This is a genomic window from Inquilinus sp. (genome assembly GCF_057815775.1).
Genome location: NZ_JBYRFX010001130.1, coordinates 1 through 10,647, shown reverse-complemented (window position 1 = coordinate 10,647; position 10,647 = coordinate 1). Strand labels below are relative to the sequence as shown.

Genomic DNA, 10,647 nt, shown 5'->3' with positions numbered 1-10,647 from the left:
AGCTGGAAGCGCCCGGGATAGGCGAGTGCAAAGCGCACATAGCCGGCGCCCTGCTGTTTCAGCCGCGCGGTCGGGCTTTCGGCGGATCCCTCAATGGCGAGATGGCGGGCTAGTTCCTCAAAACCGAGAATGGCGACTTCGGTCAGCAGTCCGGCGGAGCTACCGAAGTGATGCGCGGGAGCGGCGGGCGACACATGCGCGCGCCGCGCCGCCTCGCGCAGGGTGAAGCCTTCGACCCCACGCTCGATCAGGATCGCCTCCGTCGCCTCGATCAGCGCCCGCTGCAGGTCGCCGTGGTGATAGCGCTCCCGCTGCCCGGGCTCCGCTGCATCCTCCGTCATGACTCTCCCAAACTTTACAGTGTTTAGATTCAGTGATAGCGTCATCTTAACACTGTTCAGACAAAGGGAAAGCCATGCTCGACCTGCTGTTCCAAGGCGGCAACATGCTTGCGACCCTCGGCTGGCTGGCGCTGGCCGCCGCACCGCTGCTGCCGCGCCACAAGGACCGGCTGCGGAGCGCCGCCGGGTTGGCCGTGCCGCTGCTGTTCGCCGCCGCCTATGTCGGGCTGGTCGGCACCAGCTGGTGGTCGGCCCAGGGCGGCTATGGGTCGATGGCCGCGGTGCGGGCTTTGTTCGATTCACCCGGCATGCTGGTCGCGGGCTGGCTGCACTACTTGGCCTTCGACCTGTTCGTCGGCACCTGGATCGCCCGCGAGGGCGAGCGGGCGGGTCTGCCACATCTGTTGTTGATCCCCTGCTTCGTCCTGACCTTCCAGTTCGGTCCGGCCGGCCTGCTGGCCTTCGTCCTGCTGCGGGCTGCCGTCCGCCGCCGCGCCCCCGGCCTGGCTACGGAGGCATGACCATGGAGCCGGCGACCACGACTCTTGGGGCTCTCCCCCACGCGCCGATACGCCTGCTGCGGACGATCCGGCGCAGCGACCCGGTGCTGGCCGGCTTCGGGCTGGCCCTGTTCGCCATCGCCCTGGTCCTCGGCGTCGCCTGGGCGCTCGATGCGCGCCAGCTCCATGGCGAGGATGTTTGGGCCAAGCCGGCCAAGTTCATGCTCTCGGTCGGGCTGTTCGCCCTGACCAGCGCCTGGCTGACCGGCGCGCTGCCCGAGGCCCGGCGCCTCGCGGCCCCGATCCGCGCCATGCGCTGGACGATCATCGCCGCCGGCACGTTCGAGCTGGGCTACATCACCCTGCAGGCCGCCCTCGGCCAGCCCTCGCATTTCAACGAAACCACCCCGTTCCACGCCATCATGTTCGCCCTGATGGGGATCGGCGCCGTGGCCCTGACCGCGACCACCCTGCCACTCGCCCGAGAGATCGCGCGTCACGGCACCGGGCTGCCCCCAGCGCTGCGCCTGGCGATCGTGCTGGGGCTGGGACTGACCTTCGTGCTGGGCACCGGGGCCGGCATCGCCATGGCCGTCCATGGCGGCCATGGCGTGGGCGGTGTCGCCAATGACCCGGGGCTGCCGCTGCTGAACTGGTCGACCACCGGGGGCGATCTGCGGGTGGCACATTTCCTCGGCATCCACGCCCAGCAGCTCCTGCCGCTCGCCGGCGCCGGGCTGGTTGCGACCATCCCGCGTCAGGCCCGGCTGGCGGTGTGGCTGGTGTCGGCCCTCTACGTCCTGCTGACCCTCGCCGCCTTCGCCCAGGCGGCGCTGGGCCGCCCGCTGATCGGCTTGTGATCCAGCCAGGGGAAATCGCCGTTGTCGCGCCGCTGCCAATCCGTGGATAATTCCACGGCAGAGGAAACCGATCATGGGGCCGCGGCCGCATCGATCCAGCGGAAAGACGGCCCATGGATGCGTTGGTGTTCGACCGGTTCGGCGGTCCCGAGGTGCTGGAGCTCCGGTCGTTGCCGGATCCCGCGGTGCCGGCCCACCATGTGCAGCTGGCGATGAAGGCGATCGGGCTGAACTTCGCCGACATCTATCGCCGCCAGGGCAATTACACCCTCGTCGGCACACCGCCATACATCGCGGGCTATGAGGGTTCGGGCGAGGTCGTCGCCATCGGTGCCGATGTCATCGGCGTCAAGATCGGCGACCGCATCGGCTTTGCCGATGTGCCCTTGGCCAACGCCACCCGGGTCAATGTGCCGATGGACAAGGCCATCCCGTTGCCGGCCGGCATCAGCCACATCCAGGCCGCCGCCATCCTGCTACAGGCGCTGACGGCGCAATACCTGGCCCAGGACAGCTATACGATCCGACCGGGGGACAAGGTCCTGGTCCATGCCGCGGCCGGCGGCGTCGGGCAGATCCTGGTGCAGTTGGCGAAGCAGCGCGGCGCCATCGTCATCGCCCTGGCCTCGACGATTGCCAAGGTCGACTTCGCCATCGCCAAGGGGGCCCATCAAGGCGTGTGCACGGCTGACGACTGGGTCCGAGTCGTGCGGCAACTAAGCGGCGGCGGTGTCCATGTCGCCTATGATTCGATCGGCACGACCCTGCAGGACAGCCTGGCCGCGACCCGGCCGCGCGGCACCGTCGTGTTCTATGGCATGGCCGGCGGCAACCCGCCGCTGATCGACCCGCGCATGCTGATGGACCAGTCGAAGACGCTGGTCGGCGGTGATCTGTGGGATCATCTCGACAGCCGCCACAGCCGGCTGGAGCGAGCCACCACGCTGTTCGAGTCGTTCCGGTCGGGGGCGGTCGCCTACCCCGAGATCGAGACCTTCCCGCTGTCGCGCGGCGCCGATGCACACCGGCGGCTGGAAAGCCGCGGCGTCACGGGCAAGGTCGTGCTGATCCCGGACGAGGTGGCCTGAGAGACCTCAGGCTGTTTCATCCGGCAGCCCGGTGACGACCTCGGCCCATTCCTGCTCCAGGCTCACCGACGGCATCGGCCGGCCGGCGCGACGGTACCAGTAGCCGGCATTGCCGAGGTCGCCCTCCTTGCGATGCAGATAGGCGTGCGCCCAGGCGGCGTCGGCCCCGTCTTCGGAGTCGACGCAGCCATGCGCCTTCGCCCAATCGCCCTTGGCATCCCACCACAGGGCGGCCAGCGGGGGCGTCAGGGACGCGGGCGGCCGGTCCTCGGCCAGGGTGAGTCGCAGGGCGGAGACATCCATCGGTCGACCTCCGGTATGGCGGGCCAGATACAGCAAACGACAAAAGGGCGCCAACCGGCACCCTTGAGCGATGGCAGGCCGATGGCCCACCCAACCAGAACGAGGAGCAGATGCCCCTCGTTGCATTCAGAGCCCAAACCTGGGGGCGAAGCGATGGCCGAACCGGCCTGTCGCCTCGCGCCCGGGATCAGTAGCCCTGATGCTGCATCCGCTTGCGCAGCGCCTTGCGCTGCCGCCGAACGGCTTCGGCTTCTTCACGGATACGGCGCTCAGACGGCTTCTCGTAGCTCCGACGCTGCTTCATCTCGCGAAAGATGCCTTCGCGCTGCATCCGCTTCTTGAGGACGCGGAGCGCCTGGTCAATGTTGTTGTCGCGGACGAACACCTGCATCAGCAGAGGCCTTTCATCAAAGAGGTCGGGCGGGACTACGCCATTCAGCCGAGAATGTCGAGAACGATTCGACGAATTTCGCTGCGGGACAGTTCCGCCGGACGCGGCGGGAGCCGCACGACGGTCATGCTATGGGACAAGGACTTCCGCACCGGATGATGCGAGAAGCGGGACGATTTCTTATTCTGTACGGTTTTCATTTCTTATTTCTTACGCCGGACCGCCGTTGCGGCCCGGGCCACTTTTTGGACCCGGGCCCCCCATGCGAGGGGCCCGGTCCGGTACGCTTAGAGAGGCAGCCGCGAGCGGCCGCCCTTTAGATCAGACTTCCTGGAGATTCCCAGCCGACACCTTGCCGGTGCGACGGTCGGTCTCGAGCTCGTAGCTGACCTTCTGGCCCTCATTGAGGCTGTGCAGACCTGCACGCTCCACCGCGGAGATGTGGACGAAAACATCCTTGTCGCCGCTCTCCGGCTGGATGAAGCCATAGCCCTTCTGGCTATTGAACCACTTGACGGTTCCAGTCGCCATTTCGTGTGCTCCTTTTGCACAATGGTCAAAGCCGGCATGCAAAGCCACATGCCGGATCAATCTTCGATTATGGTCGGGAACGGGGTCCATAGCTCGGTTGCGAGCGGCGGGGGCGGACCAAACCAAAGCGAATTTCACGGCCCTATTTAATCCGGCGGCAACGCTTTTGCAAGCGTCAGCGGAGAAAAAGGGACATGCGAAAGAGATCCTAGGTGATGCTGGCGGCCGGCACAATGCTCGCATCAGGATTGTCGCCGCCTGCGATGAGGATGGCGATGGGCTTCGCTGCGCTCGGCCTCGGCCCGCTCGCGACCTACGCCATGCTGGCGGTCATTCGCATTTTTCCAAGCCATAACTTGACTTATCGAACCCTGCCCCGCTAATAAACGAAGAGAATTCTTGGAATAAACCCCGTCAGCACCGAGCCGTGCCGGCGGGTCGAGGAGGACGCGACATGTCGAGGTCGGAGCCGGGCTGGGGCGCGCTGTTCTCGGGCGCCAACGCCATCCGGTCGCTGGCGCTGGCCGGCGGCACCGCGCTGCACGCCGTCAGCGTCTATATCGCCATCACCATCCTGCCCTCCGTCGTCCGCGACATCGGCGGCATCGACTACTACGCCTGGAACACCACGCTGTTTGTCGCCGCCTCGATCCTGGGGGCGGCGCTGTCATCCCGGCTGCTGGCCGCCCTGGGGCCGCGCGGTGCCTATGTCGCCTCTGCCCTGGTCTTCGCCGTCGGCGCCCTGGCGTGCGGCCTGGCCCCGACCATGCCCGTGCTGCTGCTGGGCCGGCTGGTCCAGGGGCTGGGCGGCGGCTTCATGCTGGCGCTGTCCTACGCCATGATCCGGCTGATCCTGGACGAGTCGCTGTGGTCGCGCGGCATGGGGTTGGTCTCCGCCATGTGGGGCGTGGCGACGCTGCTGGGCCCGGCGATCGGCGGCGTCTTCGCCGAACTGGGGGTCTGGCGGGCCGCCTTCTGGTGCGCCGCCCCCTTGGCCGTGCTGTTCGCCGTGCTGGCCGCATCGGTGCTGCCGAAGCGCGGCGAGGCCGGCGACCGCGCCGCGCTGCCGCTGTTCCAACTCGTCCTGCTGACCGCATCCGTGCTGGTGGTGTCGGCCGGCAGCGTCTCGCCGGACATCCGGATCGGCATCGCCGGCCTGGTCCTCGCCCTGGTGCTGATGGCCGCCCTGATCGGCGTGGAGCGCCGGGCCCGCACCCGGCTGCTGCCGCGCGACATCTTCCGGCTGTCCTCGCCGCTCAGCCGCCTGTTCCTGGCGATGTCGCTGCTGACCGTCACGGTGACCGGCAGCGAGATCTTCATCCCGCTGTTCCTGCAGGTGCTGCACCAGCAGACGCCGCTGGTCTCGGGCTATCTGGCCGCGTTGATGTCGGCGGGCTGGTCGGCCGGGTCGATCACCAGTTCCAGCGCCGGCAACCGGGCCGCCGGCCGCGCCATCCTGGCCAGCCCGGTGCTCGCCCTGGCCGGGATGGTGTGCCTCACCGCGCTGGTGCCGGTCGCCGGCACCGATGACTGGCGGCTGCTGGCGCCGATCTGCGTCGCCCTGGTCTGCATCGGGCTGGGCATCGGCTCGGCCTGGCCGCATCTGCTGACGCGGGCGCTGCAGGCCGCGCCGGAGGATGAGAGGACCCTGACCGCCAGTTCGCTGACCACGGTGCAGATGGCCGTCACGGCCCTGGCCTCCGCCCTGGCCGGCATGGTCGCCAATCTCGGCGGCCTGCTGGACCCGGGCGGGATCGAGGGCACCGCCAGCGCCGCCCGCTGGCTGTTCGGCCTGGTCGCCCTGGCCCCGCTGCTGTGCCTGCCCGTGGCGCTGCGCATCGGCGGCGCGAGGCACCGCAGGGAGGATCGGACGGCGGCTTAGGGGGCCGATCGCGTCAGGTGGACGAAGGCGGGTCGAGACCGAGGCGCCATCGGCTCAGAGATGTTCGACGGGCAGGACGAAGACATAGCCGATGCCGCGCTCGGTCTGGATGACGCGCGGCGCGCTCGGATCGGCTTCCAGCTTGCGGCGCAAGCGCAGGATCTGGACGTCGATGCTGCGGTCGAAGACGTCCTCATGCACGCGCGTCGCCTGCAGCAGGTGTTCGCGGGTCAGTGCGCGCTGCGGCGCGTCGAGAAACGCGACCAACAGGCCGTATTCGGTTTTGGTCAGGGTCACCCGTTCGCCGTCGGCGTCGATCAGGCGGCGGCTGCGCCGGTCGAGCAGCCAGTCGCCGAACCGGGAGCGCCCGCGCTCGGAGTCGTGCGGCACCACCCCAGGTCCATGGCGCCGCAGCACCGCACGCACCCGGGCCAACAGCTCGCGTGGACTGAACGGCTTGGTGACATAGTCGTCGGCGCCGAGCTCGAGGCCGACGACGCGGTCGGCCTCATCGCTGCGATGCCCGATGATGATCACCGGAATGCCGGACCGAGAAATGCCGGACCGAGATCGGATCTCACGCAGCAGGTTGAGCCCATCCATGTCGCCCGGCCCCACGTCCAGGATCACCAGGTTGGGTTCGTCGGCCGCAAGCTGCCCTGCCATGCCCTGCCGCCCCGAGGCCAGGACGACACCCATGCTGTGCCGCTCGAAGAAATCGGCCACCATCTGCTTCATCGCCTGATCGTCGCCGACGACGAGGATGCGCGCCTGCCGGTCGCCGTCCTGGCCCACCGGTCGAATGCTTCCGAAGGCGGGCCCAGCGCCCGTCTCCGTTGCCAGCACCGAAACGCGCGTGTCGCGGTCGAAGGGCGTCATCATCGGCGGTCGTACGGACTCGACAGTGGTGGTACCAAGTGCCGCGGAGATGGCGGTCATGCTTGTTTCCGGCTCCTGGCTGGATGCGTGGGCGATGAAAGCTTCCGGGATCGGACCCGGGCGCGCTGCGGTGCAGCGCGTCAGCGGCGGCCTGCCCCGCGTGGCTGATCCGCGCGCCGGTTGGATCATGGGGAGAGCAGGCGTCGGGTGGGCTTCTGGCGACCTTCCGCGACGCTGCCGTAATGATCTAGATCGCAGGCGTCTCAGCGAGCGTGTCAGGATGCGTTGAAATTGCGTGTTGGAATCGATTCATGAGGCCGATAATTTCCTCGGAACCGAACAGCTTCCAGGCCGATGCGAAAATTCACCCCTGGATCTGATCGATGTCCGAAGTGACACAGCTGGTCTTGCGCCTGCTGGGCGAGGTCGAGGTCATTCGCGACGGCGAGCGGGTGGCCCTGCCCTCTTCGCGGAAGGCACGGGCCTTGCTTGCCTATCTCGCGGCCACGGGGCGGGCGCACCGCCGCGAACGGCTCTGCGCGATCTTCTGGGATGCCCCCGACGATCCGCGCGGCGCCTTGCGCTCAAGCCTGAGCCTGCTCCGCCGCGTGGTCGACACGCCCGGGCAACGGCGCATCGTCGCGGAACACGACGCCGTGCGCTTCGATGCCGCCGATGCCGAGATCGACCTGTTCGCCGTGCGGGGTGCGCTCGTGCCCGGTATTGAAACCGTCTCGACAGAAGAACTCGAACGCGCCGCCACCGCCTTTCATGGCGAGTTCGCCGAAGGGCTGGATCTGCCGAACTGCCCCGACTTCCAGGCCTGGTGCGTGGCCGAGCGCCAGGAGGCGCGCCGGCTGCACGCGCTGATCCTGAAGACCCTCCTCGAGCGCCATGCCCTCGCCCCGGAGGCGGCGCTGCCGCATGCGCGCACCCTCGTCCGTGTCGATGTCGACGACGTCTCGACCCATGTGGCGCTGCTGCGCATCCTGCTGGCCGGGGGCCGCCAGCGCGAGGCGGAGGAGCAATGCGAGGTGTCGGCGCGGCTACTGGCCGATGCCGGCGGTGATGCGGTGCAGGCGCTGGCCCAAGCCTGGCGGTCGCTGACCGCAAGGCGGACGGCGAGCGTCGAGAGCCCATCGCGCGAAGAGGATCCCGCGCCGACGGCCGGGCCGGTGCAGCGCGGCGGCGGGCCGGGCCGCCGGCATGTCGCCGTCCTGCCCTTCACCAGCATGGGCGGCGATGCGGAGCAGGAGTACTTCGCCGACGGCATCACCGAAGACATCATCACCGACCTCTCCCAGGCCTCCGCCCTGTTCGTCGTCGCCCGGAACACCGCCTTCACCTACAAGGGCCAGGCGATGGAGGTCACCGAGGCGGCCCGGCGGCTGAATGTCGGGTACGTGCTTCAGGGCAGCGTCCGGAAGGCGGCCAACCGGGTGCGGATCAATGTGCAGTTGATCGACGGCACGACGGGCGACCACCTCTGGTCGGAACGCTATGACCGCGATTTCGGCGACATCTTCTCGCTGCAGGACGACATATCGCGGAGCGTCGTCAGCGCGCTCAAGGTGAATCTGCTCCCGGGAGAGCTGAGGTCGATCGCAGGCCGCGCCACGACGAATGTCGACGCCTACGAATGCTATCTCCACGGCCGTTCATTCCTGTTCGGAGGCTTTGGCGACAAGCATCTGCTGCGGGCGGCGCGGGAGATGTTCACCAGGGCCATCGAGATCGATCCGGGATATGCCAGGGCCTATGCCGGCATCGCCGAATGCGATGCGATGCTGTGGATGAGCGGCGGCACCGACATCTCCTACCAGGAGATCCTCAGGAACAGCAGCACGGCTTTGGCATTCGCGCCGAACCTGGCCGAGGCGCACGCCTCCAAAGGGCTGGCGCTTTTCTTGAGCGGACAGGCCGGGGAAGCGACGGCCGCTTTCGATCGGGCCATCGAACTCGACCCCGATCTGTTCGAAGCGCATGAATGGCATGGCGAGGTTTGCCGGAACACCGGCCAGTATGACAAAGCCGCCGCCCTATTCGAGCGCGCGGCGGAATTGCGCACGACCGACTATATCTCCCTGGTGCTTCTCAGAGACTGCTATGGGTCGCTCGGCCTCCACGAACAGTCCCTGACGGCGGCGCGGCAGGCCCTTGTCCGAATAGAAGCACAGCTGGCCCGGCGCCCCGAGGACGCCATGGCGCTCTGCGCCGGCGCCGCGACGCTGGTCTCCGTCGGTGAGAACCGGCGCGCCGTGGAGTGGGCCGAGCGGGCCCTTGCCATCAACCCCGAGGGTTACGTCGTGAACTACAACGCGGCTTGCACCTACGCGATCACCGGCCGACCCGACGCCGCTCTCGAACGCCTCGAATATGTCTTTTCCCGCACCTCGAGGGTGCGGTTCTGGCTGCTGGGGATCGTCAAGCACGATGTCCAGCTCGACCCGTTGCGCGATCTCCCGGAGTTCCGGGACTTCATGGCCCGCCTGGAGGCCGACGTGTCGGCGATGACAGACACGCTGCACGAGGCGACCCCGCCCTAAGGGCTGCCGCCATTAGCGTTGCCGATGGCCGGATCCGGGCAGGGTGGTGGCGCCCTACCCCTCCACCACCAGCCGATAGCCAACGCCGGCCTCGGTCGCGATCAGATGCGGCCGGGCGGGGTCGTCGCCGAGCTTCTGGCGCAGCTGGCCGACATAGACGCGCAGATACTGCATGGCGTCGATATGGGCCGGGCCCCAGACCTCGCGCAGGATCTTCTGGTGCGTCACCACCCGCCCCTGATGGGCGGCGAGCAGGCGCAGGATCTCGAACTCCTTCTTCGACAGCTTGATCTCTCGCCCGTCGAGCCGGACGCGGCGGTGCGGCACGTCGACCGCCAGCGGCCCGGCCTCGATCACCGCCTGCACCGCCCCCTCCTCCTGCCCGCCGCGGCGCAGCGTGGCGCGCAGCCGGGCGGTCAGCTCGGCGATGCCGAAGGGCTTGGTGACATAGTCGTTGGCGCCACGGTCCAGCGCCTCGACCTTCTCCGCCTCCCCCGCCCGGACCGACAGCACGATCACCGGCACGGCCGACAGCTCGCGGATCCGGCTCAGCACCTGCTGGCCGTCCATGTCGGGCAGGCCGAGGTCGAGGATGACCAGGTCGGGCCGGTCCTGCACCAGCCGCTCCAGCCCCTCCGTCCCGCTGGCCGCATCGATCGGGGCATAGCCGTCGGCGGCCAGGCTGATCTTGAGGAAGCGGCGGATCTGCGGCTCGTCGTCGATGATCAGGATGCGGGGCGCCGGCGGGGCCGGCGGTGGTGTCAGGGGGGTGTTCGGCATCGGCTTACAGCCCCATCGAGCTGCCGGGCAGCAGCGGCGAGGCCAGGTCCGGCGGGAAGGTGATGGTGAAGACGGCGCCGCGGCGGTCGCCGCGATTGCCGGCCCGCACGTGCCCGCCCAGCGTCTCGACGAAGCCGCGGCAGATGGCCAGGCCGAGGCCAGTGCCCGCCTGGGCACTGTCGCCGTGGTGGATGCGGTTGAACTTGTCGAAGATCGCCTCCAGCTTGTCCTCCGGGATGCCGTCGCCCTCGTCCAGCACCCGGATCACCAGCCCCTTCTCCTCCCGCGCCGAAACCGTGATGGCGGTGCCGGCCGGGGCATATTTGGCGGCGTTGTCGATCAGGTTGACCAGCACCTGCTCCAAGAGGATCGGGTCGAGCAGATACAGCGGCAGGTCGGGCGCGAGGTCCAGCGCCAGGCGATGGCGCGTCACCAGCGGGGCGCAGCGGTCGGCCGCGGCGCCGACGATCTCCGCCACCTCCGCCGCCTCCAGCTTCGGGCGCAGCACGCCGGATTCGAGCCGGGTCATGTCGAGCAGGTTGCCGA

Annotated in this window: 13 protein-coding genes; 6 read left to right on the top strand and 7 right to left on the bottom strand. The window is 68.5% G+C overall.

Going from position 1 to position 10,647, the window contains the following annotated elements; genetic code table 11:
- The coding region (locus tag AC3XYG_RS40250; RefSeq protein ID WP_489145534.1) for a TetR/AcrR family transcriptional regulator at positions 1-341 on the bottom strand (341 nt) is incomplete at its 3' end.
- Between the two features lie 74 nt (positions 342-415).
- Here AC3XYG_RS40250 and AC3XYG_RS40245 point away from each other — a divergent pair.
- From AC3XYG_RS40245 to AC3XYG_RS40235, 3 genes are all read left to right on the top strand, one after another.
- Positions 416-862 (top strand): ABA4-like family protein, encoded by a 447-nt coding sequence (locus AC3XYG_RS40245; protein WP_489145533.1) that lies wholly within the window; start codon positions 416-418, stop codon positions 860-862.
- A complete protein-coding gene (locus AC3XYG_RS40240) occupies positions 859-1,701 on the top strand; it encodes a hypothetical protein (protein WP_489145532.1) in 843 nt (280 codons plus the stop codon). Before AC3XYG_RS40245 ends, AC3XYG_RS40240 begins: the two co-directional genes overlap by 4 nt.
- Before the next feature lie 113 nt (positions 1,702-1,814).
- Entirely contained in the window at positions 1,815-2,789 is a 975-nt protein-coding gene (locus AC3XYG_RS40235) for a quinone oxidoreductase family protein (RefSeq protein WP_489145531.1), read from the top strand.
- A gap of 6 nt (positions 2,790-2,795) precedes the next feature.
- Here AC3XYG_RS40235 and AC3XYG_RS40230 read toward each other — a convergent pair whose 3' ends face one another.
- The 3 genes from AC3XYG_RS40230 to AC3XYG_RS40220 form a co-directional block, all read right to left on the bottom strand.
- Complete coding sequence (locus tag AC3XYG_RS40230; protein WP_489145530.1) at positions 2,796-3,092, bottom strand: hypothetical protein; 297 nt, start codon at positions 3,090-3,092, stop codon at positions 2,796-2,798.
- A gap of 187 nt (positions 3,093-3,279) precedes the next feature.
- Positions 3,280-3,483 carry a 30S ribosomal protein S21 gene (rpsU, locus tag AC3XYG_RS40225; protein ID WP_309794088.1) on the bottom strand — a complete coding sequence of 68 codons (204 nt, stop codon included), beginning with the start codon at positions 3,481-3,483 and terminating at the stop codon, positions 3,280-3,282.
- A gap of 321 nt (positions 3,484-3,804) precedes the next feature.
- On the bottom strand, positions 3,805-4,014 hold the full coding sequence (locus AC3XYG_RS40220) for a cold-shock protein (protein ID WP_489145529.1): 210 nt from the start codon (positions 4,012-4,014) through the stop codon (positions 3,805-3,807).
- A gap of 212 nt (positions 4,015-4,226) precedes the next feature.
- On the opposite strand from AC3XYG_RS40220, the gene AC3XYG_RS40215 reads away from it, so the two are divergent.
- Positions 4,227-4,397, top strand: coding sequence for a hypothetical protein (locus tag AC3XYG_RS40215; RefSeq protein ID WP_489145528.1), 171 nt, complete (start codon positions 4,227-4,229; stop codon positions 4,395-4,397).
- Between the two features lie 71 nt (positions 4,398-4,468).
- Complete coding sequence (locus tag AC3XYG_RS40210; protein WP_489145527.1) at positions 4,469-5,896, top strand: MFS transporter; 1,428 nt, start codon at positions 4,469-4,471, stop codon at positions 5,894-5,896.
- A 54-nt stretch (positions 5,897-5,950) separates the two neighbouring features.
- Here the strand turns inward: AC3XYG_RS40210 and AC3XYG_RS40205 are convergent, their stop codons facing one another.
- Positions 5,951-6,835, bottom strand: a complete 885-nt coding sequence (locus AC3XYG_RS40205; RefSeq protein WP_489145526.1) for a response regulator — start codon at positions 6,833-6,835, stop codon at positions 5,951-5,953.
- 347 nt (positions 6,836-7,182) lie between these two features.
- Here AC3XYG_RS40205 and AC3XYG_RS40200 point away from each other — a divergent pair, with 347 nt between their 5' ends.
- Positions 7,183-9,321 carry a hypothetical protein gene (locus AC3XYG_RS40200; protein ID WP_489145525.1) on the top strand — a complete coding sequence of 713 codons (2,139 nt, stop codon included), beginning with the start codon at positions 7,183-7,185 and terminating at the stop codon, positions 9,319-9,321.
- A 54-nt stretch (positions 9,322-9,375) separates the two neighbouring features.
- Here AC3XYG_RS40200 and AC3XYG_RS40195 read toward each other — a convergent pair whose 3' ends face one another.
- On the bottom strand, positions 9,376-10,101 hold the full coding sequence (locus AC3XYG_RS40195) for a response regulator (RefSeq protein WP_489145524.1): 726 nt from the start codon (positions 10,099-10,101) through the stop codon (positions 9,376-9,378).
- Between the two features lie 4 nt (positions 10,102-10,105).
- Positions 10,106-10,647, bottom strand: a 542-nt coding sequence (locus tag AC3XYG_RS40190) for a sensor histidine kinase (RefSeq protein WP_489145523.1), incomplete at its 5' end; no start/stop codon positions are given.

Bases quoted from the DNA above. Each gene is read 5' to 3' on its own strand.
- AC3XYG_RS40245 (WP_489145533.1), top strand. From the start codon at position 416: ATGCTCGACCTGCTGTTCCAAGGCGGCAACATGCTTGCGACCCTCGGC.
- AC3XYG_RS40240 (WP_489145532.1), top strand. From the start codon at position 859: ATGACCATGGAGCCGGCGACCACGACTCTTGGGGCTCTCCCCCACGCG.
- AC3XYG_RS40235 (WP_489145531.1), top strand. From the start codon at position 1,815: ATGGATGCGTTGGTGTTCGACCGGTTCGGCGGTCCCGAGGTGCTGGAG.
- AC3XYG_RS40230 (WP_489145530.1), bottom strand. From the start codon at position 3,092: ATGGATGTCTCCGCCCTGCGACTCACCCTGGCCGAGGACCGGCCGCCC.
- rpsU (WP_309794088.1), bottom strand. From the start codon at position 3,483: ATGCAGGTGTTCGTCCGCGACAACAACATTGACCAGGCGCTCCGCGTC.
- AC3XYG_RS40220 (WP_489145529.1), bottom strand. From the start codon at position 4,014: ATGGCGACTGGAACCGTCAAGTGGTTCAATAGCCAGAAGGGCTATGGC.
- AC3XYG_RS40210 (WP_489145527.1), top strand. From the start codon at position 4,469: ATGTCGAGGTCGGAGCCGGGCTGGGGCGCGCTGTTCTCGGGCGCCAAC.
- AC3XYG_RS40205 (WP_489145526.1), bottom strand. From the start codon at position 6,835: ATGACCGCCATCTCCGCGGCACTTGGTACCACCACTGTCGAGTCCGTA.
- AC3XYG_RS40195 (WP_489145524.1), bottom strand. From the start codon at position 10,101: ATGCCGAACACCCCCCTGACACCACCGCCGGCCCCGCCGGCGCCCCGC.